At 42.5% G+C, this 25,803-nt stretch carries 27 protein-coding genes; 15 read left to right on the forward strand and 12 right to left on the reverse strand.

The window, feature by feature from the left end:
* Nucleotides 1-18: 18 nt before the first annotated feature.
* Genes EO132_RS07275 through EO132_RS07285 form a run of 3 tightly spaced genes read left to right on the forward strand, consistent with a single transcriptional unit; the run spans nt 19 to nt 3,080 of the window.
* Nucleotides 19-1,674: a glycosyltransferase family 39 protein gene (locus tag EO132_RS07275; RefSeq protein ID WP_127137250.1), complete on the forward strand. Its 1,656-nt coding sequence runs from the start codon at nt 19-21 to the stop codon at nt 1,672-1,674.
* On the forward strand, nt 1,674-2,330 hold the full coding sequence (locus tag EO132_RS07280; RefSeq protein WP_127137251.1) for a DUF4271 domain-containing protein: 657 nt from the start codon (nt 1,674-1,676) through the stop codon (nt 2,328-2,330). The genes EO132_RS07275 and EO132_RS07280 overlap by 1 nt, the downstream gene beginning before the upstream one ends.
* A 6-nt stretch (nt 2,331-2,336) precedes the next feature.
* Nucleotides 2,337-3,080 carry a uroporphyrinogen-III synthase gene (locus EO132_RS07285; protein WP_127137252.1) on the forward strand — a complete coding sequence of 248 codons (744 nt, stop codon included), beginning with the start codon at nt 2,337-2,339 and terminating at the stop codon, nt 3,078-3,080.
* A 57-nt stretch (nt 3,081-3,137) separates the two neighbouring features.
* On the opposite strand, the gene pckA is transcribed toward EO132_RS07285, so the two are convergent.
* On the reverse strand, nt 3,138-4,754 hold the full coding sequence (gene pckA, locus EO132_RS07290) for a phosphoenolpyruvate carboxykinase (ATP) (RefSeq protein WP_127137253.1): 1,617 nt from the start codon (nt 4,752-4,754) through the stop codon (nt 3,138-3,140).
* 63 nt (nt 4,755-4,817) lie between these two features.
* Nucleotides 4,818-5,210 (reverse strand): DUF423 domain-containing protein, encoded by a 393-nt coding sequence (locus EO132_RS07295; RefSeq protein ID WP_127137254.1) that lies wholly within the window; start codon nt 5,208-5,210, stop codon nt 4,818-4,820.
* A 79-nt stretch (nt 5,211-5,289) separates the two neighbouring features.
* On the opposite strand from EO132_RS07295, the gene EO132_RS07300 reads away from it, so the two are divergent.
* The 4 genes from EO132_RS07300 (at nt 5,290) to EO132_RS07315 (ending at nt 8,171) form a co-directional block, all read left to right on the forward strand.
* Complete coding sequence (locus EO132_RS07300) at nt 5,290-6,663, forward strand: saccharopine dehydrogenase family protein (protein WP_127137255.1); 1,374 nt, start codon at nt 5,290-5,292, stop codon at nt 6,661-6,663.
* 48 nt (nt 6,664-6,711) lie between these two features.
* Entirely contained in the window at nt 6,712-7,182 is a 471-nt protein-coding gene (locus EO132_RS07305) for an Lrp/AsnC ligand binding domain-containing protein (protein ID WP_127137256.1), read from the forward strand.
* Nucleotides 7,183-7,220: 38 nt separating this feature from the next.
* Nucleotides 7,221-7,541 carry a hypothetical protein gene (locus tag EO132_RS07310; RefSeq protein WP_127137257.1) on the forward strand — a complete coding sequence of 107 codons (321 nt, stop codon included), beginning with the start codon at nt 7,221-7,223 and terminating at the stop codon, nt 7,539-7,541.
* Between the two features lie 111 nt (nt 7,542-7,652).
* Nucleotides 7,653-8,171, forward strand: a complete 519-nt coding sequence (locus EO132_RS07315; protein ID WP_127137258.1) for a ferritin — start codon at nt 7,653-7,655, stop codon at nt 8,169-8,171.
* A 67-nt stretch (nt 8,172-8,238) separates the two neighbouring features.
* Here the strand turns inward: EO132_RS07315 and EO132_RS07320 are convergent, their stop codons facing one another.
* The 3 genes from EO132_RS07320 to leuS all read right to left on the reverse strand — a co-directional run bounded on the left by EO132_RS07320 (nt 8,239) and on the right by leuS (nt 13,388).
* Nucleotides 8,239-8,940: a zinc metallopeptidase gene (locus tag EO132_RS07320; protein ID WP_127137259.1), complete on the reverse strand. Its 702-nt coding sequence runs from the start codon at nt 8,938-8,940 to the stop codon at nt 8,239-8,241.
* A gap of 97 nt (nt 8,941-9,037) precedes the next feature.
* Nucleotides 9,038-10,138 (reverse strand): alanine dehydrogenase, encoded by a 1,101-nt coding sequence (gene ald, locus EO132_RS07325; protein WP_127137260.1) that lies wholly within the window; start codon nt 10,136-10,138, stop codon nt 9,038-9,040.
* Between the two features lie 376 nt (nt 10,139-10,514).
* The gene (gene leuS, locus EO132_RS07330; protein WP_127137261.1) at nt 10,515-13,388 is read right to left on the reverse strand and encodes a leucine--tRNA ligase; all 2,874 of its coding nucleotides are present in this window, start codon (nt 13,386-13,388) and stop codon (nt 10,515-10,517) included.
* 89 nt (nt 13,389-13,477) lie between these two features.
* Here leuS and EO132_RS07335 point away from each other — a divergent pair, with 89 nt between their 5' ends.
* From EO132_RS07335 to EO132_RS07355, 5 genes are read left to right on the forward strand one after another with little or no spacing between them, the layout of a single operon-like run.
* Nucleotides 13,478-14,356, forward strand: a complete 879-nt coding sequence (locus EO132_RS07335) for a cell division protein FtsX (RefSeq protein WP_127137262.1) — start codon at nt 13,478-13,480, stop codon at nt 14,354-14,356.
* Between the two features lie 9 nt (nt 14,357-14,365).
* On the forward strand, nt 14,366-14,632 hold the full coding sequence (locus EO132_RS07340) for a DUF3098 domain-containing protein (RefSeq protein ID WP_127137263.1): 267 nt from the start codon (nt 14,366-14,368) through the stop codon (nt 14,630-14,632).
* Nucleotides 14,633-15,427, forward strand: coding sequence for an undecaprenyl-diphosphate phosphatase (locus EO132_RS07345; RefSeq protein ID WP_127137264.1), 795 nt, complete (start codon nt 14,633-14,635; stop codon nt 15,425-15,427).
* A gap of 30 nt (nt 15,428-15,457) precedes the next feature.
* Nucleotides 15,458-16,162 (forward strand): tRNA pseudouridine(55) synthase TruB, encoded by a 705-nt coding sequence (gene truB, locus EO132_RS07350; protein ID WP_127137265.1) that lies wholly within the window; start codon nt 15,458-15,460, stop codon nt 16,160-16,162.
* A gap of 48 nt (nt 16,163-16,210) precedes the next feature.
* Entirely contained in the window at nt 16,211-16,930 is a 720-nt protein-coding gene (locus EO132_RS07355) for an energy transducer TonB (RefSeq protein ID WP_127137266.1), read from the forward strand.
* Here EO132_RS07355 and EO132_RS07360 read toward each other — a convergent pair.
* The 5 genes from EO132_RS07360 to EO132_RS07380 all read right to left on the reverse strand — a co-directional run bounded on the left by EO132_RS07360 (nt 16,913) and on the right by EO132_RS07380 (nt 22,721).
* On the reverse strand, nt 16,913-17,533 hold the full coding sequence (locus EO132_RS07360) for a thioredoxin family protein (RefSeq protein WP_127137267.1): 621 nt from the start codon (nt 17,531-17,533) through the stop codon (nt 16,913-16,915). The genes EO132_RS07355 and EO132_RS07360 overlap by 18 nt on opposite strands.
* Nucleotides 17,534-17,614: 81 nt before the next feature.
* Nucleotides 17,615-19,030 carry a TolC family protein gene (locus EO132_RS07365; RefSeq protein ID WP_127137268.1) on the reverse strand — a complete coding sequence of 472 codons (1,416 nt, stop codon included), beginning with the start codon at nt 19,028-19,030 and terminating at the stop codon, nt 17,615-17,617.
* Entirely contained in the window at nt 19,014-20,369 is a 1,356-nt protein-coding gene (locus EO132_RS07370; protein WP_127137269.1) for an HlyD family secretion protein, read from the reverse strand. The genes EO132_RS07365 and EO132_RS07370 overlap by 17 nt, the downstream gene beginning before the upstream one ends.
* 5 nt (nt 20,370-20,374) lie before the next feature.
* Nucleotides 20,375-22,042: a peptidase domain-containing ABC transporter gene (locus EO132_RS07375; protein ID WP_127137270.1), complete on the reverse strand. Its 1,668-nt coding sequence runs from the start codon at nt 22,040-22,042 to the stop codon at nt 20,375-20,377.
* Nucleotides 22,035-22,721: a TetR/AcrR family transcriptional regulator gene (locus EO132_RS07380; protein WP_164732296.1), complete on the reverse strand. Its 687-nt coding sequence runs from the start codon at nt 22,719-22,721 to the stop codon at nt 22,035-22,037. Before EO132_RS07380 ends, EO132_RS07375 begins: the two co-directional genes overlap by 8 nt.
* Before the next feature lie 120 nt (nt 22,722-22,841).
* Between EO132_RS07380 and EO132_RS07385 the strand changes: the two genes are divergently transcribed.
* The 3 genes from EO132_RS07385 to EO132_RS07395 are packed head-to-tail and all read left to right on the forward strand — an operon-like array spanning nt 22,842 to nt 24,646.
* A complete protein-coding gene (locus EO132_RS07385) occupies nt 22,842-23,405 on the forward strand; it encodes a DNA-3-methyladenine glycosylase I (protein ID WP_127137271.1) in 564 nt (187 codons plus the stop codon).
* Nucleotides 23,395-23,976: a hypothetical protein gene (locus tag EO132_RS07390; RefSeq protein ID WP_127137272.1), complete on the forward strand. Its 582-nt coding sequence runs from the start codon at nt 23,395-23,397 to the stop codon at nt 23,974-23,976. The genes EO132_RS07385 and EO132_RS07390 overlap by 11 nt, the downstream gene beginning before the upstream one ends.
* Nucleotides 23,963-24,646 (forward strand): DUF2490 domain-containing protein, encoded by a 684-nt coding sequence (locus EO132_RS07395; RefSeq protein WP_235856401.1) that lies wholly within the window; start codon nt 23,963-23,965, stop codon nt 24,644-24,646. Before EO132_RS07390 ends, EO132_RS07395 begins: the two co-directional genes overlap by 14 nt.
* Here the strand turns inward: EO132_RS07395 and aat are convergent.
* Together aat and EO132_RS07405 are read right to left on the reverse strand one after the other, a co-directional pair.
* Nucleotides 24,635-25,261, reverse strand: a complete 627-nt coding sequence (aat, locus tag EO132_RS07400) for a leucyl/phenylalanyl-tRNA--protein transferase (RefSeq protein ID WP_235856402.1) — start codon at nt 25,259-25,261, stop codon at nt 24,635-24,637. The genes EO132_RS07395 and aat overlap by 12 nt on opposite strands.
* Before the next feature lie 129 nt (nt 25,262-25,390).
* Complete coding sequence (locus EO132_RS07405; protein ID WP_127137275.1) at nt 25,391-25,768, reverse strand: DUF3127 domain-containing protein; 378 nt, start codon at nt 25,766-25,768, stop codon at nt 25,391-25,393.
* Between the last annotated feature and the right edge of the window lie 35 nt (nt 25,769-25,803).

Consider the following 25,803-nt stretch of genomic DNA (forward strand, 5'->3'; position numbering starts at 1 on the left):
ATCTAAAATCACATTTTGATGTCTCAAAAGTTTCCTCGGCTTTTCTTTATTCTTTTAGCGGTTCTTTTTGCACTCAATCTTTTACAGGCTTCCTTTACAGAGCTTATCTACGATGAAGCTTATTACTGGTACTATGCCCAAGATATGGCCTGGGGATATTTTGACCATCCGTCCATGGTGGCGTTTTTGATCAAGCTCAGTAGTTTGCTTTTTGATGGCGAACTCGGGGTAAGATTCATGAGCTGTGTTTTATCAGCGGGAACCTATGTTTTGCTATGGCTATTGACCGATAATCCCAAAAAGAAGGATTATGTGATTCATTTTTTTCTCTTGGTGTTCTCTTTTACCTTGATGAATGCCTATGGCTTTCTTACCCTGCCCGATACATCCCTGTTATTTTTTACAGCGCTTTTCCTGTGGTTGTACAAACGTTTCCTGAAGGTTGAAGACACTGTTGCAACCATTGGCCTTGGGTTGGTCATGGCGGCATTGATGTACAGTAAATATCATGCTGTATTGGTGATTCTGTTCGTATTCGCATCCAACTACAAGCTCATTTTCAATAAAAAGGCATGGTTGGCCGTGATTTTGGCCTTGATTTGCTATACTCCACACCTTGTGTGGCTCTATCAAAACGATTTTGTATCTATAACCTTCCATTTGTACGAGCGGCCCAATCAAGCCTACTCTTTTGATGAATTCACACTAGGTTACTTTTTGAACATTGTTGCCATTATTGGTCTTTTGTTTTATTGGATTTATGGCGCGCTCTTCAAGTTCAAGGTCACGGATAAGTTTTCCAAAGCATTGGTTTACTTGGTCTATGGAGTATTGATTTTCTTTTTCATCTCCAGTTTCAATAGAAGGGTTCAGGCACAATGGGCCATAGTGATTACGATTCCACTGGCAATAATCGCTTTTAACCGTTTATTGGAAAACGCCAAAAGTAGAAAATGGATGTACCGAATAGGCATGGTAAGCTTGGTGCTTTTGATGTACGCAAGGGCATGGATGATTTACCAACCTTTATTCCCAATGTTATTTGAAACACATGGCAACAAAGAATGGGTAAACGACCTAAAAACAAAATCCGGTGAAGTGCCTGTCATTTTTGAAAATTCTTACCGTCGATCGTCCATGTACGAATTTTATTCCGATGTTCCTGCTATCTCGCTGAACAACTTCATGTATCGCAAAAACCAATATTCCATTGATGGTTCTGAAGAGCGTGTACGTGGAAAAAAAGTCTTGTATATCTCCAAATACAGAAAAAGTGGCGACATTTCCTATATGCATTTGGACAGCACGGTTTTTCACGGGATCTTTATGGATGATTTTCAATCATACCGAAGATTGAAGTGTATTGTGGACAAACCTGAAACCGGCATCCAGTATTCGTTAAAAGTTTACAATCCATACCCGTTTGATGTGCCTTTGGACCAACTGAAATACACCATTTCATACTCCAATGAGCATAAACAGGTAAAGCAAATGCGCTCCTTGAAAGTGAATCCCGTATCGCGGCAAGAATCTCTCTTGAAATCAAAGGATACCATTAACTATACTTTTGAACTTCCCCTATCCCAAATGGAAAATCCATCGTATTTTAGGATTGGGATTGCAGAGAACAATCTGCCCCCTGGGCTCAACGGCAAACCTATCAAAATAGAGTAATGGAACCCATTGAAAAGACAATCACTTCCTTGGATTGGATGACATTGACGTTATTCATGGCCCTGGTTGTTTTGGCATTGGGGAAATATCTGTACCACAGGAAATTTTTGAACTTCATTATCCTTCCATTCAATGATAAATACATCCTGCTCCACAATAAAAAAGGACAATTCTCGCATTGGTTCCATCTTCTGTTGACTGTGTTCCAACTCATCAATCTGTCGCTGTTCATCTTCCTGGTATCAAAATCTTTTGAACTCATACCATTCGAAAAGAACATTTCCACCTATTTTATCATCTTGGGCGCATTAACGCTATTCGAGCTGGTAAAGTTCTTACTCCAAATGCTCACAGGGATTGTTTTCAATAGCTTGAGCCTAATTGGAGGGCTTGTTTTCAGTAAGGTTTCCTACCTCAATTACAGCAGTATAGCAATGGCCATTGCCAACATATTGTTGATATACATCACAACAGACTCAAAAACAATAATATATGTAGCCATTTCAGTAATAATCCTCATAAATGGCATCGGTGGAATTAAGCTGCTAAAGAACCATCAAAAAGCACTGTTTCCGTATTTTATGTATTTTATTTTGTACCTTTGCACACTCGAAATTGCGCCCTTGGTGTTAATTGGAAGCTATTTAAAAGGTTGAAAACTTATGAAAGTAAAAACAATTTTGGTTTCCCAACCAGAACCCAAAGTCGAAAACTCACCCTACTCAAGACTGATTGAAAAAGAAAAGGTTAAAGTTGATTTTATCCCTTTCATCCATGTAGAAGGGGTAGAGGCCAAAGATGTTAGGCAGCAAAAAATCGACTTGAACAATTTCACAGCGATCATCCTGACCAGTAGAAACGCGGTGGATCATTTCTTTAGAATTGCTGAAGAAATGCGTTTTAAAGTTCCGGATTCCATGAAGTATTTTTGTCAGTCTGAGGCCGTTGCCTACTACCTGCAGAAATATGTGGTTTACAGAAAAAGAAAGATCTATGTTGGGAAAAGAACTTTTAACGAGTTGACCCCGCTGATCAAAAAGTACAAGGATGAAAAATTCCTATTGCCATCCTCTGATTCCTTGAAACCCGTAGTCCCTCAATTGCTGGATGAACTTGGGGTAAACTGGACTCGTGGTATCTTCTACAAAACGGTAATTAGTGACCTTTCTGACCTTAGGAATGTGTATTACGACATTTTGGTTTTCTTTAGCCCATCCGGCATTGAATCCCTTATGAAGAACTTTCCCGATTTTGAACAGAAAAACACCAGAATCGCCGTTTTTGGCAACAGTACGGTCAAAGCAGCGACCAATGCAGGCCTTCGGATAGATATTCAGGCTCCCACGCCAGAAACTCCATCCATGACCATGGCATTGCAGAAGTACATTACCAGCGTAAATAAATAAAAAACGAACTGGTTCAAAAAAACAAAAAGCCCCGTCCATGGACGGGGCTTTACTTTTCTAGAAAGCATATCGCTGTGGTCCTCCCCTTCGGATTTCCTCGCTGGCATATTCCTCGAACTTCTTGAAGTTCTCCCTAAAAGCGTTCGTGAGCTTGAAGGCTGTTTTGTAATAGGCTTCGTCATCGTTCCAGGTCGCCCTTGGACTCAGCACTTTAGTCGGTACTCCTGGACACTCCCTTGGCTGTGCCACTCCGAACACGGAATGGATATGGTATTTTTCGTAATTGTAAAGCCCCAGTTCCCCGCTCAATGCGGCACTGATCATAGCTCTGGTATACTTTAGCTTCATTCGGGTGCCCACTCCGTAGGGGCCTCCGGTCCATCCGGTATTGACCAACCATACGTCCACGCCGGATTCCTTCATCTTTCGGCTCAGCATCTCGGCGTATTTTGCGGGGTGCAAGGGCATGAAGGGTGCCCCAAAACAGGCCGAGAACGAGGGCTGTGGCTCCACCACGCCCGCTTCGGTGCCCGCCACCTTGGCCGTATAGCCCGAAATGAAATGGTAGGCCGCTTGGGCCGGGGTCAACTTGGAAATCGGGGGCAATACCCCGAAGGCATCCGCGGTCAGGAAGAATATGTTCTTCACGTTCTTACCTATTGATGGCTGTTGGATGTTCTCGATATGGTGGATGGGATAGCTTACCCTTGTGTTCTGGGTTATGGAGGTGTCCGTGAAATCAACTTTCCCATTCTCGTCCATTATGACATTTTCCAGAATAGCACCTTTCTTGATGGCCCCGTAGATCTCCGGCTCTTTCTCTTTCGATAGGTCGATTACTTTGGCGTAGCAACCACCCTCGAAGTTGAACACGGTATTGTCGGGCGTCCAGCCATGCTCATCATCCCCGATGAGTTTTCTGTTCAGGTCGGTGGAAAGAGTAGTCTTTCCCGTTCCCGATAGGCCAAAAAATATCGCCGTGTCCCCCGATTCCCCCACATTGGCGGAGCAGTGCATCGGCAGGGTGTTCCTATAGACCGGAAGGATGAAGTTGAGCGCGGAGAATATCCCCTTCTTGATTTCCCCCGTATAGCCCGTGCCTCCGATAAGGGCGATTTTTCTGCTGAAGTTCAGGATGGCGAAATTGTGCTGCCTTGTCCCATCGACTTTGGGGTCGGCCATGAACCCTGGAGCATTTACAACGGTCCACTCAGGGTCAAAGTCCTCCAGTTCCGCTTCAGTTGGGCGGAGGAACATGTTATGGGCGAACATATTGGACCAGGGATATTCGTTGATTACCCTGATATTGAGTTTGTAGTCAGGATCCGCACAGGCATAGGAGTCCCTCACATAAAGTTCCTTTTCGTTGAGGTAGGCGATGACCTTGTCATAGAGTGCATCGAAACTGTCGCTCTCGAAGGGGATGTTGATATCGCCCCACCAGACCTTGTCGGCAGTGATCTCGTCCCTCACGATGAAACGGTCCTTGGGAGACCGGCCTGTGAACTCCCCTGTGTTGACGGCCAGAGCGCCCGATGAGGCCTCCTTGCCCATTCCTTTTTCAATGTTAATGTCCTGAAGCGCTTCAGGGGATAGTTGGTAATGGATGTTGTCGTGGTTTATTCCGTAATCATTTAACGAAATCGTTTTCGTAACTGAAGCAGAATCCTTCATAGTTTTATTTTTATGTTGCTACAAAGCTAGAAATTATTCAGTTTTTGTCCTTTTAAAACCAGCTTAATTGACCTCTTTTTGGGTTAAAATGTGATATCCCAAATAAATCCATGCAGCGATTAGCAAAACACCTCCAATTGGTGTTAAAAAACCGATGACCTTAAAATTGAAGGAGGTTAAACTGTTCAATGCCAACAAATAAATAGAAAAGGAGAACAGTATCACACCTGAAAGCACCAGAGCAAATACTGTTTTCTTGGTCTTTGCTTCCATTCCATTCCATCCTCCCAAAAAAAGAAGGAACAAAGCATGGTAGATTTGGTATCGAACCCCTGTTTCAAAGGTAGCGACCGCTTCGGTATCCACCAGTTTTTCCAATCCATGCGCCCCAAAAGCACCGAGTATGATTGCCAACATACCCATCACTACCCCTATTAATAAAATTGTTCTGTTCATAACTTTATAAAGCTATTTTTTTAAAAATATAACATTTTAATACCTTAGTGACCATTCAATTCAAAAGTAAACAAAACACATGGTCCGTACTATTTTAGTTGTTGGAGCAGGTAAATCAACCTCATACCTACTAGATTATTTTCTTAAAAAGTCAGACGAAGAAAACATACATATCAAGATCGGGGATCTCCACCCCGAGAATATCCCTGATGCTTTTGCAAATCATCCCAACTGTACAGTGTTCGGATTGGATATTTTCAATGAAGAAGAAAGAAAAAAAGCTGTTTGCGAAGCATCCATCGTGGTTTCCATGCTTCCGGCCAGAATGCACATCAATGTTGCCCACGATTGCATCGAGTTTGAAAAGCACTTCATTACCGCTTCCTATGTCAGTGATGAGCTGAGAGCTTTGGATGCTGTGGTAAAAGAAAAAGGATTGGTCTTTATGAACGAGATAGGCCTGGACCCTGGAATCGATCATATGAGCGCCATGGAAGTTATTGATAGAATCAGGGATGCGGGTGGTAAAATGCTATTGTTCGAATCTTTTACCGGTGGCTTGGTCGCACCGGAGAGTGACACCAACTTGTGGAATTATAAATTCACTTGGAACCCGAGAAATGTGGTATTGGCAGGTCAAGGCGGAGCGGCTAAATTCATTCAAGAAGGCACCTATAAATATATTCCTTACCAAAAACTTTTCAGAAGAACCGAGTTTTTGGAAATAGAGGATTACGGATCTTTTGAGGTTTACGCCAATAGGGATTCTTTAAAGTATCGTGAGGCCTATGGTTTGCAGGATGCGCTGACTTTATATCGGGGCACCATGAGAAGAGTCGGTTTTTCCAAAGCATGGCAAATGTTCGTGATTCTAGGAATGACGGATGATAGCTATACGATTGAAAATTCAGAAGGAATGTCGTACCGCGAATTTGTGAATCTATTTTTGCCCTACTCCCCAACGGATTCGGTGGAATTAAAACTGAGGCATTACCTGAAGATTGATCAAGATGATATCATGTGGGGAAAACTGCTTGACCTGAACATTTTTGATGCCACCAAGAAAATCCCATTGAAAAATGCATCACCCGCCCAAATGCTACAATATATCTTAGAGGATAGTTGGACATTGAAAGAGCATGAAAAGGACATGATTGTGATGTACCATAAGTTTGGCTACGAGTTAGAAGGCGAAAAGAAACAAATTGATGCCAATATGGTGGTTATCGGGGAGAACCGAACCTACACCGCCATGTCCAAAACGGTGGGATTACCCGTTGCCATGGCCACATTGCATATTCTGAACGGGAAGATAACCACTCCGGGCGTTCAAATTCCTATTAACAAAGAAGTTTATAAACCCATTCTGGATGAGCTCAAGGCCAACGGCATTCAATTCAAAGAATATGAAAAGCCTTATTTGGGCTATAATCCTGATTCTGTTGCCAGTTAGTCTTTTTTATATTTTCAATATCTTTAGCTTCAAATCAAAATCGAAGTTGTGAAAAACAATAACAATTCAGTTAAGGTTGATGGAATTGACAAGAAAATCCTAAGGTATCTTATGGAGGATGCCCGTAAACCGATTCTTGAAATTGCCAGAAATATAGGTATCTCGGGGGCGGCCATACATCAAAGGTTGCGCAAATTGGAAAGCTCTGGACTTATTGCTGGGTCAAAATTTGTCATCAACCCCAGGGTTTTGGGGTATTCCACCATGGCATATATTGGCATTTATCTGGATAAAGCCATGGCCAATCCAAGAGCAGTAAAGGAATTGGAGCGTATTCCAGAGGTTTTGGAGTGCCATTACACCACGGGAAATTGGTCCATACTCATCAAAGTGCTTTGCAGGGACAACGAACATTTAATGCAGGTGCTCAACAAAAAAATCCAGCAAATCGAAGGGGTCTCACGTACAGAAACCTTTATTTCCTTGAACCAACAAATTGATCGCCAAATACAGATTTGATATTTGTATTCAATCTAAATAAATATTACATTTGACCCATGAATGTAATATTTCAGTCTACATATTACACCCTGTATCAGGCCAACAAGGAACGTTGTTTTTATCTCGATTTCGGACAAAAAACCGTTCGTATGTCCTTGTGCCAGTTATTGTCGCTCCGTCATAAAGTAATGAGCATAGCCATTGAAGATCATTTTGACAGCGAATTGAATACTCATGGTTTTGAGATTTTGATGCTTTGCAACAAAGAGCACCTCTTTATCCTGAACACCCTTGAGTTATTGGACCTTAAAAATCTCGTTGAAAACGGTTTCATGGCGATAGGACTTTCAACCAAACCCATGGTAGTTGGCCAATAGTCCTACTTCCTTTAATCCAGTCTTAATTGATTTCTAAATTATAGGTGTCCATATGTGAAACAGATTAAATTCTGTAACTTTATGGTACAATCACGTTAGAATACACATACTATGAAAGATATTGCAAGACAAAGCATGAGCATTAAAGTGGAATCCATGGATTTGCTCAACGGACAGATAAAAATGGAGGCCCATGCCTCTGCCACCTATTTGGCCATGGCTTCTTGGTGCGAACAAAACGGCTTTTTTACCAGTGCCAAGTTTTTCTTCAAACAGGCAGAGGAGGAACGTGAGCACATGATGAAAATTTTCAACTTTTTGGTGGATACCGGAGGTAACCCCATTTCTCCTGAAGTAACAGGAATCAATCATGACTATTCATCCATTGTCGATGTTTTTGAATCCACTTTGGAACACGAGGTCAAAGTGACGAAATCCATCCACAATATTGTAAAAAAAGCTAGAGAAGCGGGCGATATCGCCACCGAACGTTTCTTGGACTGGTTTGTTATGGAGCAAATTGAAGAAGAGAATACGATTAGGGACATTTTGGATATGATCGAAGTTACCGGCACCGAAGGTGTAGGTCTTCAAATGATCGACAACCAAGTTGCCAATTGGATCGAGTAATCCATTGATGGTATATAAAAAAGGGAGCCAATTGGCTCCCTTTTTTGTTTCATAATTTTATATACTCTTAATCTCTGCCACCAAATACTTGAAGTGCCCAGTACAATAGAGAAGCTAATGCACCCAACGCTGCCACCAGATAGGTTCTCGCTGCCCATTTCAGTGCATCTTCCGCTCCGGAATACTCTTCTTGGGTCACCATATTCTTTTGCTTTAGCCATACCAATGCTCTTTTACTGGCATCGTATTCCACAGGCAGGGTAATAAAACTGAACAAGGTCGCAAAGCCCATCATGATCAATCCGGCCACGGCGATATAAAAACCGATACCACCGGCAACACCAGTTGCAGCCATCAACATAATACCTCCAAACACCACCCAAGTGGACATCCCGGAGGTAACACTTACCACCGGAACCAATTTGGAACGCATGGTCAACCATTCATACGCTTGTGCATGCTGCACCGCATGTCCGCATTCGTGAGCCGCAACCGCTGCTGCAGAAGCATTACGTTGGTTATAGACTCCTTCACTAAGGTTAACCGTTTTGTTTTTGGGATTGTAGTGGTCCGTCAACATGCCGGGAGTGGAAATTACCTTTACATCCCTGATTCCATGGTCATCGAGCATTTTCTGGGCAATTTCTGCACCGCTCATTCCATTTCGCAAATGGACCTTTGAATATTTTTTGAATTTGCTCTTCAATCGGTTGCTCACTAGCCAGCTGACCAGGGCGATTCCACCAATCAATATATAATATGTCATCATAGCCTTATCTCTTTTATATGAATATAAATATACCACATAAAAGCAAAAACCCCGCCAAATTATGGCAGGGCTCTTATACTGTCAAAATGTTAGTTTCTTAAACCAACACTGGCTCTAATTGAAAGGTTTCAGCGATTTCTTTATAAACCACTTCGCCTTCAACTACGTTCAATCCTTTTTCCAAAGACCTATCCAGTTTACAGGCACTTCGCCATCCCATATTGGCCAATTTTAGCACATAGGGCAGTGTTACATTCGTCAAGGCAACAGTAGAAGTATAAGGCACTGCCCCTGGCATATTGGCTACACAGTAATGAACCACGTCATCTATAATATAAATGGGGTCCTCATGGGTTGTTGGCTTGGTGGTTTCCACGCATCCGCCTTGATCTACCGCTACATCTACAATAACGGTTCCTGGATGCATATCCTTGAGCATGTCCCTAGTAATCAAATTAGGGGCTTTTGCTCCTTTCAAAAGAACTCCACCGATAATTAAATCATTTGTTTTTATATGTTTTCTGATATTGAACTCATTGGAAAAACCAGTTACCACATGGCTCGGCATAATGTCGTTCACATATCTGAGACGTTTCATGTTCACATCCAAAATAGTTACTTGGGCACCCAATCCTGCTGCCATTTTAGCAGCCTGAATACCTACCGTACCCGCTCCAAGGACCAAAACCCGTCCTGGCGATACTCCGGGAACTCCTCCCAACAGTACTCCTTTTCCTTTTACAGGTTTTTCCAAATACTTGGCTCCTTGTTGGATGGCCATTCTACCGGCAACTTCGGACATTGGGGTTAACAAGGGCAAGGTACCATCCTCATCTTCTACCGTTTCGTAAGCAATACAAATAGCTTTGCTCTTAATCATGGCCTTGGTCAACACCTCGCTGGATGCAAAGTGGAAATATGTGAATACAATTTGTCCTTCCTGAATCAAACTATATTCTTCTGCAATGGGCTCTTTTACCTTAACGATCATGTCGCTCATGGCATACACCTGACCGATGGTATCCAAAATAGTGGCCCCAGCCTGTTGGTAATCCTGATTAAAAAAACCACTGCCCTCACCTGCGCCGGATTGCACATATACGGTGTGGTTGTTCTTTACCAATTCAAATACTCCGGAGGGCGTCATGCCGACCCGGCTCTCGTTGTTCTTGATTTCTTTAGGTATCCCAACAGTCATAATGTTGCGTTTAATGGTTTCTGGGTCCAAATTTGAACAAAATTTTTAAATATAAACACAAATACTCGACAAAAAACAGGGGTAACTAGTCAAAATAAACACATTTTAACATTTATACCATGTTTAAACACGGGGTTAAATTAATTTTAATAACATTTTTTGCTATTTACCCCTTTTATTTTAGGGGTTAATATTATTTAAAATAAAAAAGCATGCCGATTGGCATGCTTTTTAGGGGTATTTCTATAAAATTCGTATTGATTTTATAGTAAGGTGATGTTTTCGTCAACCTGAACTTGATTCAGGTTCCCATAAAACTGATTTAATTGTATGAGATTCCGAATCGAGTTCGGAATGACAGCAACGATTTATCGGATTACCCAACAATATTTACAATCTTTCCAGGCACTACGATTACCTTTTTCGGAGTTCTTCCCTCCAATTGGGCCTGTGTTTTTTCATGGGCCAGAACAGCAGCTTCAATATCCTCCTTGCTCATATCCAATGGCAATTCCAACTTGAAGCGCATTTTTCCATTAAAGGATATCGGGTATTCCTTGCTACTCTCCACCAAGTATTTCTCCTCAAACTTGGGAAATGGCGCTTCGGCAATAGAACCTGCATTACCCATACGGCTCCAAAGCTCTTCAGCAATGTGAGGTGCATAAGGTGATACCAAAATAGCCAAGGGTTCCAAAACAGCTTTGCTGGTACACTTTTGTGATGTCAACTCGTTGACACAAATCATAAAGGTGGAGACCGAAGTATTGAACGAGAAGTTCTCAATGTCTTCCTCTACCTTTTTGATGGTCTTGTGCAAGGTTTTGAGATTGTCAGCGGTGGGTTCCGCTTCGGCTCCGCTCAGCGACCCATTTGTATACAACTTCCAAAGTTTCTTTAAGAAGGAATGTACACCGGTAATCCCTGCAGTGTTCCAAGGCTTGGATTGCTCCAAGGGACCCAAGAACATTTCATACAAACGCAACGAATCCGCTCCGTACTCCTCACAAATGGCATCGGGGTTAACGACATTGTACCATCTTTTAGACATCTTTTCTACCTCCCGGCCAACAATGTATTTCCCTTCTTCAAGAATGAACTCTGCATCTTTATATTCAGGTTGCCAACTTTTTAATGCTTCAATATCCAACTCATTGGACACATTAATTAGATTTACATCGACTCTAAGTTCTTCGGTTGAATACTCATTTTTAAACCCAAACGATACATATTTTTTGGTTCCAGCAATTCTATATACAATTGCAGATGTCCCCGTAATCATCCCTTGGTTGATCAACTTTTGGGCAAACTCGTCTTTGGGCACATAACCCATATCGAACATAAACTTCTGCCAAAAGCGGGAATACAGTAAGTGACCCGTAGCGTGTTCACTACCTCCTATATATAAGTCCACATCTTGCCAATAGTTGATGGCTTCTGGAGAGAAAATTGCGTCATCGTTCCGTGGGTCCATATACCTATTAAAGTATTGGGAACTTCCAGCCCAACCCGGCATGGTGTTCAACTCCAAAGGAAAAACGGTTTTATGGTCAATCAAATCGTTGGAAACGACTTCATTTTTATCAGCGTCCCATGCCCACTCGGTGGCATTGCCCAGTGGTGGCTCGCCTGTTTCGGTGGGGAGGTATTTTTCCACTTCGGGCAATTGCAAGGGCAAATGCTCCAAATCGATCATTTGTGGCATCCCATCCACATAATAAACTGGGAAAGGCTCTCCCCAGTACCGCTGACGGCTAAATACGGCATCGCGCAAACGGTAATTTACTTTTCCTTCGCCATGTCCGATATTCTCCAACTCAGCGATAATTCTTTTCATCGCATCCTTATACGAAAGTCCATTTAGAAAATCGGAATTGGCGATTACCGTAGTTTCCTTATCGGCAAATGCCTCCTTGGAAATATCGACCCCTTCAAAAATATTGGGGATGTCTATATTGTAATGTTTTGCGAAATCATAATCACGTTGATCCCCACAGGGCACGGCCATTACCGCTCCTGTTCCATAACTGGCCAAAACGTAGTCGCCAATCCAAATTGGAATAGGTTCCTTGCAAAACGGATGCTCTGCATAAGCTCCCGTAAACACCCCGGAAATGGTCTTTACATCTGCCATACGGTCACGCTCGGAACGCTTTGCCGTAGCTTCCACATACGCATCAACCTCAGCCTTTTGTTCTGGCGTAGTGATTTTGGCCACCAACTCGTGTTCAGGAGCCAAGGTCATAAAGCTTACTCCGAAAATGGTATCGGGACGGGTGGTGAAGACTTCTATCTCGTAGGGTTCGACTGCGCTCGAAGTGACATCGTTACCCAAAACTCCATCTTGGTCGCTTCGACTACGCTCTGCGTCCAATACATTAAAAGTAACGGAGGCTCCCACTGAACGTCCAATCCAGTTGGTCTGGGAATCTTTAAGTGGCTGTGGCCAATCAATTTTGTCCAATCCGTCCAATAAACGTTGGGCATATGCCGTAATACGCATACTCCATTGCGTCATTTTTTTGCGAACCACGGGATGACCTCCACGCTCGGAAACACCGTTCACGATTTCATCATTGGCCAAAACGGTTCCCAAAGCGGGACACCAGTTCACTTCGGTATCCGCCAAATAGGTCAATCTGTATTTAAGAAGAATCTCTTGCTTTTCGGTGTCGGGATACCCATTCCAAGTTGCGGCATCAAAACTTGGTGTATCATCATCACAAGCGGCTTCAACATTGGCATTTCCTTCTTTCTCAAAAATGGAAATCAAACTGGAAATGTTTTCCGCTTTGTCGGACTTCTTATTGTACCAAGCATTGAACAATTGGATGAAAATCCATTGTGTCCATTTGTAATATTGTGGGTTGGAGGTACGCACTTCGCGGCTCCAATCAAAAGAAAAACCTAGTTGGTCCAACTGCTCACGGTACCTGTTGATGTTGTTCTCTGTGGTTATGGCTGGATGCTGACCTGTTTGAATCGCATATTGCTCCGCAGGCAACCCAAAAGAATCATAACCCATGGGGTGCAACACATTGAATCCTTTATGTCTTTTGTAACGTGAATAGATGTCCGTGGCAATGTAACCAAGGGGATGCCCTACGTGCAAGCCTGCCCCAGATGGGTAAGGGAACATCGACAATGCATAAAATTTAGGTTTATCGGAATCGTTGGATGCCTTAAAAGTTTCATTATCTGCCCAATACTTCTGCCATTTGGCCTCAATCTCGCGGAAATCGTAATTCATTGTTAATCTTGTTCAATTTCGTGTGCAAAAATAGGTTTAATCCCCTAAATACAATTTACTTTTCTATTTTTACGTACTGATTCTACTATATGAGCCAATATATTGAACGATATCAGCGTCGAAAACTGATTTCCTCCTACTTTTCCGTGGCTTTGAGCATTGCCCTGGTCCTGTTTCTTTTAGGTGTTTTGGGCCTTTTGGTGCTCAATACCAAAAAATTGGCGGACCATTTTAAGGAGCAGATCACCATTTCGGTGTTTTTGAAGGACAGTGCAAAGCCTGTGGAAATAGATCAGTTGCAGAAAAGTTTGGCCCTTGCGGAATACACCAAGTCGGCCGAATATATTTCCAAAGAAGATGCGGCTGAGCAATATAGCGAGGATATAGGGGAAAATTTTGAAGAGTTTTTGGGCTACAATCCCTTGAAAAATTCCATCGATGTGAATTTGAAGGCTGATTTTGTCTCTCCACAACAAATCGATGAGATTGCGGAAGACTTGGCAGCCAAGGCCTACGTGGACGAAGTGAGCTATGACAAACCTTTGATTTCTTTATTGAACAACAATGCACGGAAAATCAGTTTATGGATATTGGTGGCCAGCGCCATTTTCACGGTCATCGCGGTTTTGTTGATCAACAGCTCCATCCGACTGTCCATCTATTCCAAAAGATTCATCATCAAAACCATGCAGATGGTAGGGGCGACCAAAACCTTTATCCGAAGACCATTTATATGGACCAACATTAAACTCGGCATGGTTGGAGCTGTAGTTGCTTTGATCGGGCTTGGCGTATTGGTGTACTATATTGATAAAAATTTCCCCGAACTGAATCTTTTGCAAGATTATATCGTACTCATCATTTTGTTCGTTAGTGTATTTGGTTTGGGCGTTATCATATCGTGGGCCAGCACCCATTTTGCGACACAGCGTTTTTTAAACCTGAGGACGGACGATCTTTATTATTAACTTTGCAGCATGAGCAAGAAAAACAACAACAGTCAAAAACCTGCCAAAGAGTTTGTTTTCCAAAAGAAAAACTACCTCTTTCTATTTATAGGTATTGCCTTTATTGCCCTCGGATTTATTTTGATGAGTGGTGGTGGAAGCGACGACCCCGAAGTATTCAATCCCGAGATATACAATTTTAGAAGAATCCGCCTTGCACCGACCTTGATCCTTATCGGTCTTGGCATTCAGGTTTATGCCATTTTGTTGAATCCTCACAAGAAAAAGAAGGAATAATTGGAATTGATCGATGCTATCATCCTTGGAATCATTCAGGGATTGACCGAATTTTTACCTGTTTCCTCCAGCGGTCATTTAGAATTGGGGAAAGCTATTTTGGGAGCGCAGGCCGTTCCCGAAGAAAGTCTGTTGTTTACCGTAGTACTTCATTTTGCGACTGCATTAAGTACTCTAGTGGTGTTCCGAAAAGATGTTTTTGAAATATTGAAAGGCCTGTTTCAATTTAAATGGAACGAGGAAACCCAATTTTCATTAAAAATCATCATCTCCATGATTCCCGCCGCCTTGGTAGGGCTGTTTTTGAATGATTTTATCGAGGTGTTTTTTGATGGTGCCATCGTCATCGTTGGTATCATGTTGGTCATCACGGCATTCTTGCTCTATTTGGCAGATTTGGCCAAGACCACCGATAAAAATGTATCCTTCCGAAGTGCATTTGCCATCGGAATGGCACAGGCCGTAGCTATTCTACCCGGTATTTCCCGAAGTGGGGCAACCATTTCGGCTGCCGTACTTTTGGGGGTTGACAAGACCAAATCGGCACGTTTTTCCTTTTTGATGGTGGTTCCCCTGATTTTAGGAAAAGTCGCCAAGGATGTGATGGGCGGGGATATTACTTTTCAAGGCGATCAAGCTGTTGCCATGGGCGCAGGGTTTGTCGCTGCTTTCATCGCCGGCCTTGCCGCCTGTACTTGGATGATCAAGTTGGTGCGCCAGAGCAAGCTAACCTATTTTGCGATTTACTGTTTGGTTGTTGGCCTTATCGCACTTGCATGGAGCATTTGGGGATAGATCAGTATATTTGCCCAAAACCCCAAGTTTTTGAACACCAAAGAAGATTTTTTAAACGGTCAAATCCTTTTGATTGATAAACCGCTGGAATGGACGTCCTTTCAAGCGGTAAATGCACTTAAGTGGGCCATTCGCAAAAAATTCAGCCTTAAAAAGATAAAAATCGGCCATGCAGGAACATTGGACCCTTTGGCCACGGGGCTGCTGATTATCTGTACGGGGAAATTCACAAAAAAAATTCCAGAGCTTCAAGGACAGGTAAAAGAATACACAGGTACTTTCACGCTGGGCGCCACTACGCCATCCTATGATTTGGAGACGGAAGTGAACGAGACCTTTCCCACCGAACATATCACAGATGCATCCATCAAAGAAGTTACGACACAATTCTTGGGAGAGATTGATCAAGTACCCCCCATTTTTTCAGCCTTAAAAAAAGACGGGAAGCGATTGTACGAACTTGCCCGAGAAGGCAAACAAGTGGAAATAAAATCACGAAAAATAGAAATCTTGGAATTTGAGATTACCCGAATAGACCTCCCCGAAGTGGATTTTCGGGTGGTTTGCAGTAAGGGGACCTATATCCGTTCATTGGCGCACGATTTTGGCAAAGCTTTGGGCTCTGGCGCCTATTTATCCGAGCTCAGAAGAACCAAAATAGGTGATTTCAACGTAAATAATGCTACAAGCCCCAATGATTTCAAGGAAAAGCTTGAAGTAAATGCCTCGACCTAGGTAGGTTGGGATAAAATATTTTTGCAAAAAAGCGGTTATAGATAAACCATGAACTTAAACAAGAGCCAGTTATCACTTTTGATCACTTTCTTCGCTATGTCCATAGTGATTTTATTGCTTTTCAATATTCACTTAGGGGGTATACAAGAGGATGAGTACGTCATTGAAATGAGCTTGGCCGATGAGGATATCGAGAAACTTCTCGAAGAGGAAGAGGAACGATTGGAGGAAATGCAAGCCGCCAACGACCCCATTAAAAGCCACATGGCAGTCAACCAAACTGCAAAACCCAGTGTCGGGAATCCAGAACCTTTAAAAACGTTGGAGGAGCTCATGGAAGAACGGGCCATGAGTAGTGAAACTGGAGAATATGCGGATAATTCCGGTTTTGAAGAGCAATTGAAACAATTGCGCGCCCAACGTGATGAGAAAAAGGAAAAATTGGGCGAACGCGATGCTGAAAAAGAAGAATTTACCGATTACCTAAAAGATAGACGTACTTCCATTTCCTATTCCTTGGTGGATAGAAACGCATACCATCTTCCTCCTCCCATTTACACTTGTATCGAAGGTGGCAAGGTTGTAGTGAACATTTCAGTGGACGACAATGGCTATGTAACGGAAGCCAGCTTTAACGATAAAAGTTCGGGAACGAACAATGGCTGTTTGGTAGACAATGCCATTGCCTATGCGTTAAAAGCACGTTTTAGCCCGGATTCCAAAGCATCACAAATTGGAACCATTACCTATCTATTCCAGAGCAAGTAATTTTAGAAGGTCTTCCAGAATATTTTGACCCTTGTTTTTATTGTACCATACCTGAAGTTCTTGTTTGAACTCATCGGTAAGTTTTCCATGTTCTTTTTTGCAACCTTCCACCATTTGGGTAGCTATACTGGGGCGTGGTCCCCACTCGCCAACAATTTCGTTATTGGCTTTATCCAAAACAATGACTTTAGGAATCGAACGGGCGCCATTGGTAAGGAAAGCATCCATCAAATCGAGACTTTCGTCCCGCAGAACAACTTTTAGGGCAATATTTGGACTCGCTTCGGCTACTTTATTGATGATGGGCAAACTGGCTGCGGCATCTCCGCACCAGCTTTCCGTCAGGGCCAAAAACACCAGTTCCTTGTCATGAGTCTTCAATTTTTGCTGGATATCTTCTGGAATCTTGAAGGTTTTATCCCAACGGGCCATTCGGCGATCACCGAGTTTTGTATAATTGGCCATAGCTTCGGACTGATTTGGGCCAGTGGACTTGCCAATTTTGGCAAGTTGCCGCACCAACTCACTGTACCTTGGGTAATCCATTGCTTTTTTAATGTACTCCTGAACTATTTCCAATCTATTCTGCTCCAATACTTCCATAAAAAATGTTTTTTCAAAAGTACCAAGGACAATCTTCCTATTTGGTGACTTTTGTCATTGGTTGTTTTTACAACCTTTTCCTTACAATGTTTTTGGATTGATGGCCAAACTCTTGAACAACATGGCCTTGGTATAAAAATACTTGTTCTGCATCTCGTTCTGTTTCAGGTAGGCATCAATGAGTTTGCTTTCCCTGGAATTGATCAAGAAGAGGGAACTTTCCCCAAAACTGAACTTTCGCTCCTCAGCCTGCAACATTGTATTGTAATCTTTCACGATGTCGGCAATCAATCGATTCTGATCAGTAAAGGAATCCAGTTCATTGTAAATGGCGATGACCTTGTTCTGTATTTCCACTTGGGCATTGTCCCTTTCGTATTCCGCATCCCTGAGCTTGAACTTGGCCAGTTTTAAATCCCCGCGTTCCTTTCGAAGGAATATGGGCATTTGAAAACTCAATCCGGCCTTATAATTTTCCGTAACAAAGGAATTCATCAATTCGGGGGTCTCTGTGACAAAATTGTATTCCGCCTTGAGTTTGGGTAGTAGCTTATTCGCTTTTAAACGCTTGTCCACCGTCAAACCTTCAATTTTATAATCCAAGGACATCAACTTGGGGTGTGTTTCCAAATTGAAACTGTCCAAAGGCACTCCTTCTATTTCCAAAGTTGTATTGATATCCATTTCGGGCTCCACATTGGGACTGATTCCTGGTTGAAGCTCCACGGGCACATCCTCTATCCATAAGAAGTTGCTGAGCTCCAGTGATTTTTTCATCAGTTTCACCTTTGCCTGCTGATAGCCCAAATCCCTATTTCGAACGGCAATTTTTGCTTCTACGGTATCGATCATGGCAATGTCGCCTGCAAGGGCACTTTCCTTGATTCCTTGGAATCGTGTTTCCGCATTTTCCAGAAAATCTTCATAGACCTCAGCATCCCTGTAGGCCTTCAACCAATCAAAATAGGCCAATGAGGCATTGTACAAAACTTGGTTGACCTGCAGATCTTGGTCGACCTTGGTCTGCTCTCTGAACAATTTGGCTTTTCTTAAGGTTGCCATGCGCTCATTGATCCAAAACCCTTGCAAAACGGACATGGACACCCCTGCACTGTAGAGTCCATCTTCGGGCAAAGTTTCATCTGGATTCAGGTAATAACCTTCATTCTGCTGAAAATTTCCTTTCAATTCAATACCGAACCAGGTCGGAATCTTGAAGGTCGCATTCAATCGATCCCAATATTCGGTTCCTTTAAACTCTTTCCTATCAAAGTCAACCTCTACTTTAGGATCAAACCCTCCCCGAGCCTTCATCAAGTTGGCCTGCCCCATGGCTATGTTCAACTGGGCCTGCTTGGCAACGGGATGGTATTTTTTCACATAACCCAAATACTCCTTAAATCCGAGCACCAAGGAGTCTTGCTGTGCATAAAACATATGTACAGAAAAGAAAAAGAGGGTACAAAATAAAAGTAGTCTTCTATTTCTTCGCAGCATTTGCACTGGTGTTTTGGGGTTGATAATAATTCGGCGGGAAACCGTTCAACTGTCGCCACAACTCGAACCAAATCGGAACATCTTCCAATAAAGCCATGGTACTTGCGCCAGAACCTACACGAAGGTCTTCGGGCCATGGCGCTTCTTCCTCATCGGGTGCCAACAACACACGATACTTCCCATTGGGACTGATGAACGTTTCAATAGCGACCACTTTACCTCCGAATGTTCCATAGGAAACGTTCGGCCAACCACTGAACACAATGGCGGGCCACCCATCGAATTGGATACGCACTTTTTCGTCCACATGAATCAATGGAAGGTCTATGGGGTCTACATAGGTTTCCACGGCGATATCATAATCCGAGGGCATTATACCTACCAGTTGTGCGCCCTCTTTGAAGGTTTCCCCTATCCCAGACTGAATGGCCTTGGTAATATATCCATTTTGGGGAGCTCGAATGTAGGTCATATTGCTCCTCATCTCGTAATTGGTGTACTGGTTCTCCAGTTTGGTGACCTGTGCTTCGGAGTCAAACTGATTGGACTGAGCTGAATAGAGGTCGCTCTGCGCTTTGGAAATCTTATCGGTATACTCCGCTTGCACCCTATTGATCTCCACTTGCGCATTGATGACATCGTTTTTACTGCTCAACAATTTGTTCTCTTGGCTTATGAGTTTTGCTTGGGTCTCCTGTAGTTTCAATCGCTTTTCTTCCACATCGGTCACGGCCTTCAGCCCTTCCTGTTGCAATTTTTCCGTACGATCGTACTGGCGTTGGGCTATGGTAATATTGGTTTTTGCCGCCTCAAGATCAATACTATCACTTTTTACCTTTAATTTGGACTGCATCAGTTTGTTTCTGGCCTGTTCCAGCTTTAGGCCACGCTCTTGTTGCAGGGCTTTTATTTGCTGGGTCAAGGCTTTTACCTTTTCCTGGTATGATGTTACGGACATCGATTTTGCCTTGATTTGCTGTCCGGTACGTTCCACTAGATTGGGGTCGAAATACTCACTTTTCACCTCTGAGATATGTAGGATGGTGTCCCCTTTTTCGACATACTCCCCTTCCCTTACAAACCACTTCTCAATACGCCCAGGAATCGGGGATTGAATGGTCTGTGGCCTCTGATCGGGGGTCAAAGTGGTAAGATAACCTCTACCGGAAATGTTCTGGGTCCATGGTAGAAACATCATGAAAAGCACAATGATGGAAAAAGCTGCCAAAAAACGGTTGAATTGCTTATAGTGCCTTTTGTGGAAGACCTTTTTGCCCGCCTCGTAACCGGTAAGGTCTACCCTCTCGTTCAATTTATTATTTGAAGAAATATTGAGCATGAACTTTATTTTACGTTGATCAATCTACCTTTTTCCATCCGAATGATTTGATTGCAGCGGCTTGCCCATTTTGGGTTTTCACTGACCACGACCAAGGCCCATCCATTGGCTGGGTCTGTCAAGAAATCCATCATTCGTTCTGTTCCCTCTTCATCATATTGTTCCAAGGGATCCTTTAGAATCATAAGTTTAGGCCTTGTTACAATGCTTCGGGCCAACACTATTTTTCTGGAAATGAAATCAGGAATCTTTTTCCCTTCGGGATATAGAACGGTTTTCAGACCTTGGGGCTGTTCTTTCACAAATTCCGTGAGACTTACTTTTTCCAAGGCCCAATACACATCCTCCATGGGAATATCCTTGTTGCCAAAAGTGATATTGTCCAACAGGGTTCCTTCGAACGGGTACTCTTCGTTAAGGGAATGTCCCAAATAGGACCGGTATTGGCTAAGTTTTATACCCCGTAGGGCTACATTGTTCACATATATTTTACCCTCATCAGGCTCTAGAATGCCTGCCATCATCCTTAAAAGGGTGGACCTTCCCGAACCGCTTTTTCCTTGTACCAATAATTTAGTGCCTGGTTTAACTGTAAGCGACAAATGGTCTATGATTTTTTTGTCCAGTCCCGGAACTTTGTAAACGATATCCTCGAGCTCTACGGTCAAACCTTCGTCCTCCTTGAATGGTGTCTCACCGGTCTGGGGCTCTAGCTCTTTATCAACCACTTGGCCCATTTTTTCCAAGGAAGTCAATAGATCATAAACCGTTTCAAGACCTAAAATCATTTTCTCAACGGAACTGATGACCAATAAGATGATGATTTCCGCGGCTACAAACTGACCTATGTTCATCTGCTGATCCAAAACCAGCAGTCCACCGATCAACAACAAGCCTGCCGTTACCAGTACTTTAAAGCCGATCATTTGGATAAATTGCAAGACCAAGACCCTAAAATGACTTTCCCTTGCTTCCAAATACTCTTCGACCAAGGTGTCATTTTTGTCCAGAGCATGTGAGGTTTTTCCCGATAGCTTGAAACTAATAATGGAACGGGCAATTTCCTGTACCCAATGTGCAACTTTATATTTGATCTTTGACTCGTCCAAACTGGTATCCAATCCTCTTTGTGCTGTAAACTTGAATACAATATAGATGAGCAAGAGCAGCAATAATCCATAAATGATAAAGAATGGATGGTAAAAAGACAGCAGCAACAAACCAAAAACTATTTGTAACAATGCCGCAGGAAAATCAATCAAAATCTTGGATAAGGATTTTTGAACTGTAAGGGTATCAAAAAAACGGTTGGCCAACTCTGGTGGGTAATAATACCGGAGTTCGCTCATTTTTATTTTTGGAAAACGATAGGCAAACTCAAACGAGGATCTTGTGAAAATTTTCTGTTGAAGGTTCTCAATGATCCGTATCTGCATCAACTGGAGCACCCCCACAAAAGCGACCCCAAGGGTAACCAACACCACCAATACAATCCAAGACGTACTTACCCTGGCCCCTTGTATAAGATTGATTATCGCCTGTATTCCCAAAGGAAGGGACAGGTTGACCAATCCCGCAAAAATGGCGTAGTAGAATATTTGAAAAATGTCTTTTTTATCCAAGGCAAGCAGTCCCATGAGCCGTTGCCATGCGGTAAGTATTTGTTTAGCCATTCTCTTTTTTATTTAGTGTCCGGAATATGAGGTCCGTAAAAAACTCCGTAGGAGTAACTTTTTCGTTACAGTTTGTAAGTGTTGGGAAATGTGTTTTCAAAAAATGCTGATGCAATGAACCCTCCAGCACATTGCTGGCCATGCTTATGGGATAGGCATAGTTTTCGTCCACTGCTGAAATCATATCGCTCAAACGGTTGACCAATCTTTTACAGACAATGAAATAGCCATCCTTGCTTTCTTGATTGATTTCTTTGACCAAATAGGATTTTGAATATTCATTGATGATAAGCCTATTCAAAACCACTTCGTTCACATGTGTTATGGAACTGTCCTCCTCCACATTTTGAGTAAGAATCTCAACCGCCTTTTCCAATTTTTTCATTGGGTCAGAGATACCGTTTGTTGCAAACACCATGCGGTATTCTATCCATCCCCAATACCAAGTGGCCAAATAGAGCAACAGCTTGTGCTTGTTCTCAAAGTAACGATAAATGGAACTTTCATTGGAATTGATTTTCACACCCAATTTTTTGAATGTGAAACTTTCAAACCCCATTTCATCGATCATCAAGATACTTTGCTCAACTATGTTCTTGCCCAAGGTCGAGGACTCGGGGTCTTTTATATAAAGCTTTTCGTTCACTCCTATTTTAAGAGATTGCATCAGTAAATCCATCACACATCACTTTTAAAACTAATTCTCGCGAATATAAAAGTATTACTATTAATCTCTAATACTTTAACTTTCAATTAACTCTTGTGTTTTTCCCTTACTTTTGATATAAAACGAATGGTTATGGACAAACACAGATGTGGGTGGTGCGTAGGCGACACCCTATACGAGGCCTATCACGATGAGGAATGGGGCGTTCCGGTAAAGGACGATGACACCCTCTTCGAATTTTTGATATTGGAGACCTTCCAGGCAGGTCTGAGTTGGATTACCGTATTAAGAAAACGTGAAAATTTCAGAAAGGCTTTTGATTATTTTGACTATAAGAAAATTGCCGACTACAATCAATCCAAGATTGACATGCTATTGCAAGACCCCGGCATCATCAGAAACAAATTAAAAGTCAATGCCACGGTTTCCAACGCAAAAGCATTCATGGAAATTCAAAAAGAGTTTGGCAGCTTCAGCAAATACATTTGGGATTTTGTGGATGATGAACCCATCAAAAATGAATGGGCGAACTATAAAAATGCTCCGGCCACAACAGCATTATCGGATAACATCAGCAAGGATTTGAAAAAAAGAGGGTTCAAGTTCGTGGGAAGCACGGTAATTTACGCCCATATGCAAGCGACGGGCATGGTAAACGATCACGAAGTAAACTGTTTTAGGTACCATGAAGTGTAATTACATTCTTTTAATGCTTCTTGGTATGGTGCAGATATCCTTTGCACAAAACAAGTACGAGCGGGAATCCCGAATAGACAAAGAGGAATTTCCGAGCAAATCCTTTTCGCTTATCCAAAAGTATTTGGAGGATGCCAAAAGGGTCCGTTTTTACCAAGAAATGGACAGTACCAAAAAAAGTTACGAGGCAAAGTTTAAAAAAGGGAGGTTGCACTACAGCGTGGAATTCAACAAAAATGGCTCCTTGGAAGATGTTGAATTCAAAATAAAGGAAAGGGACATTCCCAATGACACCTGGGCCACTATTATGTATTACCTCGATGAAAATCATGCAAAGCCCCGGGTAAAAAAAATACAGCAACAATATTCCACACAAGAGGGTCAACCCACGGAAAAAACCTTACACAATGCTTTTCAAAACCTGATTTTACCTGAAGTAAAGTACGAATTGGTGTTTTCTGCCAAAAAAGACAAAGAATTCCAAGAATATGAAGCCCTTTTCGATTCAGAAGGACAACTGATACGCCTTCGTAAATCTTTCCCTCCAAGTTATGACCATGTACTCTACTAAGTGGTTTTCTTTTTTCGTCCTTTTTTTGTTGATGGTAAGCGTTCATGCCCAAGAAAACCTTACGGCTTACTGGCAACCACAAATTGCTGTCAATTACAAAGTGGTTGGCACCTATTCCCATAATTTCTCCGTGGCCAACCGAAATTACATTTACGATGATGAGGAACTTACCTTAAAAGGAAGGCAATTGGACCTTGCCCACTTTTCCAAACTTAAAATAAGGGACAACCAAAGTATTGCATCGGGGATCCAATATAGGTTCCGAAACAATTTTGAAGATAGGGAGAATGAACTGCGACTTACCCAACAGTACAACATTACCTACAAACCATTGGCTGTACGTTTTGGCCACAGAATACGTGCCGAGCAACGCATTACCAACTCGCTTACCATTCATAGATTTCGTTATCGCTTTGCATTGGATTTCCCTTTGATGGGAGAAGAACTGGATCCGGGAGAGCCTTATTTTGTGGGCAGTTTTGAAAATCTTTTGAGTGTGGCCAAACACAATGCCCCACAGTATGACACGAGGCTTTCCGGACAGATTGGTTGGGAGCTTAATGGAGGAGTGAAATTTCAAATGGGAGTCGAATATAGAATGGAAGATTACAGCTCCAATTTGCCACAAAACACTATTTTTCTATTGACAAGTGCACAATTATCCCTGTAATATTTCCAAAAAGTCTTTTCGTGGAACCGACTCGGCACCCATGCTCTCCAAATGATTGGTATGGACTTGGCAGTCAATGATTTTGTATCCTTTTTCCCCAAATTCCTGAGCCATTTGTATGAATGCGTATTTGGATGCATTTGGCCGTAAACTGAACATGCTCTCTCCACAGAAAACATGACCCAGATCAACACCGTACAATCCTCCTACAAGTTCTCCATCTTCCCAAACCTCGAATGACTTGGCATGCCCTTTTTTGTACAGGTTCATGTAGGCCGTTTTCATTTCAGGTGTTATCCATGTGCCATCTTGGCCTTTTCGTTCAATTTGGGCACAATAGTCCATTACCTGTTCAAAACAGGTGTTTTTGGCAAGGGTAAAAGTGCCATCGCGAATCACTTTCCGCATGCTTTTGGAAACCTTGACTTTATCGGGGTACAGAATCATACGTGGGTCCGGGGCCCACCAAAGAATCAAGGAATCATCATTGAACCAAGGAAAAATGCCATTTTTGTAGGCCAACAATAATCTTTCGGGTGACAAATCCCCTCCCACGGCGAGCAAACCATCTTCGCTGGCGGTATCAACAGGTGGAAACTCCAGTTTCTTACTCAAAAAATATAGGGGCGTATGTTCCAATGGCAATTTTTTCTAAAAATACAAATCCGGCTTAAAACAAGAAAATCCGAACTTAAAGTTCGGATTTTCATTGTTAAATGTATTTCTATATCCTACTAAATTCAATTAGAAAGGCAGATCATCATGATCTTCCTCGTTAAGGTCGTCGGCAGGCTCAAAAGCTTCCATTGGTGGAACGGGGGGCATATTGTCCGCAGCAGGTTCTGACTGCAAGTTTTCCATTCTCCACCCTTGGATGGAATTAAAGTATTTGGTCTCCCCCTGAGGGTTTACCCACTCCCTACCTCTTAGGTTGATACTGATCTTTACCATTTGGCCAACACTGTAATTGTCCAGCAAATTGCATTTATCCTGCACAAACTCAACCAATATATGTTGTGGATATTGTTCTTCGGTCGTTACGACCACCTCTCTTTTTCTGAAACCATTGTTACCGTATGTTTTGGTTTCATCTATCATTTTGATTCGTCCCTGAACTTCCATGCAATGTTAATTTTTGTTGAAAATCAAAAGTACAT

The organism is Flagellimonas oceanensis, assembly GCF_003992595.1.
In the GTDB taxonomy this organism is placed as follows: domain Bacteria; phylum Bacteroidota; class Bacteroidia; order Flavobacteriales; family Flavobacteriaceae; genus Flagellimonas; species Flagellimonas oceanensis.

Excerpts from the sequence above, each read along its gene's own strand:
- EO132_RS07275 (WP_127137250.1), top strand. The coding sequence starts at position 19 with ATGTCTCAAAAGTTTCCTCGGCTTTTCTTTATTCTTTTAGCGGTTCTT.
- EO132_RS07280 (WP_127137251.1), top strand. The coding sequence starts at position 1,674 with ATGGAACCCATTGAAAAGACAATCACTTCCTTGGATTGGATGACATTG.
- EO132_RS07285 (WP_127137252.1), top strand. The coding sequence starts at position 2,337 with ATGAAAGTAAAAACAATTTTGGTTTCCCAACCAGAACCCAAAGTCGAA.
- pckA (WP_127137253.1), bottom strand. The coding sequence starts at position 4,754 with ATGAAGGATTCTGCTTCAGTTACGAAAACGATTTCGTTAAATGATTAC.
- EO132_RS07295 (WP_127137254.1), bottom strand. The coding sequence starts at position 5,210 with ATGAACAGAACAATTTTATTAATAGGGGTAGTGATGGGTATGTTGGCA.
- EO132_RS07300 (WP_127137255.1), top strand. The coding sequence starts at position 5,290 with ATGGTCCGTACTATTTTAGTTGTTGGAGCAGGTAAATCAACCTCATAC.
- EO132_RS07310 (WP_127137257.1), top strand. The coding sequence starts at position 7,221 with ATGAATGTAATATTTCAGTCTACATATTACACCCTGTATCAGGCCAAC.
- EO132_RS07315 (WP_127137258.1), top strand. The coding sequence starts at position 7,653 with ATGAAAGATATTGCAAGACAAAGCATGAGCATTAAAGTGGAATCCATG.
- EO132_RS07320 (WP_127137259.1), bottom strand. The coding sequence starts at position 8,940 with ATGATGACATATTATATATTGATTGGTGGAATCGCCCTGGTCAGCTGG.
- ald (WP_127137260.1), bottom strand. The coding sequence starts at position 10,138 with ATGACTGTTGGGATACCTAAAGAAATCAAGAACAACGAGAGCCGGGTC.
- leuS (WP_127137261.1), bottom strand. The coding sequence starts at position 13,388 with ATGAATTACGATTTCCGCGAGATTGAGGCCAAATGGCAGAAGTATTGG.
- EO132_RS07335 (WP_127137262.1), top strand. The coding sequence starts at position 13,478 with ATGAGCCAATATATTGAACGATATCAGCGTCGAAAACTGATTTCCTCC.
- EO132_RS07340 (WP_127137263.1), top strand. The coding sequence starts at position 14,366 with ATGAGCAAGAAAAACAACAACAGTCAAAAACCTGCCAAAGAGTTTGTT.
- EO132_RS07355 (WP_127137266.1), top strand. The coding sequence starts at position 16,211 with ATGAACTTAAACAAGAGCCAGTTATCACTTTTGATCACTTTCTTCGCT.
- EO132_RS07360 (WP_127137267.1), bottom strand. The coding sequence starts at position 17,533 with ATGGAAGTATTGGAGCAGAATAGATTGGAAATAGTTCAGGAGTACATT.
- EO132_RS07365 (WP_127137268.1), bottom strand. The coding sequence starts at position 19,030 with ATGCTGCGAAGAAATAGAAGACTACTTTTATTTTGTACCCTCTTTTTC.
- EO132_RS07370 (WP_127137269.1), bottom strand. The coding sequence starts at position 20,369 with ATGCTCAATATTTCTTCAAATAATAAATTGAACGAGAGGGTAGACCTT.
- EO132_RS07375 (WP_127137270.1), bottom strand. The coding sequence starts at position 22,042 with ATGGCTAAACAAATACTTACCGCATGGCAACGGCTCATGGGACTGCTT.
- EO132_RS07380 (WP_164732296.1), bottom strand. The coding sequence starts at position 22,721 with ATGGATTTACTGATGCAATCTCTTAAAATAGGAGTGAACGAAAAGCTT.
- EO132_RS07385 (WP_127137271.1), top strand. The coding sequence starts at position 22,842 with ATGGACAAACACAGATGTGGGTGGTGCGTAGGCGACACCCTATACGAG.
- EO132_RS07390 (WP_127137272.1), top strand. The coding sequence starts at position 23,395 with ATGAAGTGTAATTACATTCTTTTAATGCTTCTTGGTATGGTGCAGATA.
- EO132_RS07395 (WP_235856401.1), top strand. The coding sequence starts at position 23,963 with ATGTACTCTACTAAGTGGTTTTCTTTTTTCGTCCTTTTTTTGTTGATG.
- EO132_RS07405 (WP_127137275.1), bottom strand. The coding sequence starts at position 25,768 with ATGGAAGTTCAGGGACGAATCAAAATGATAGATGAAACCAAAACATAC.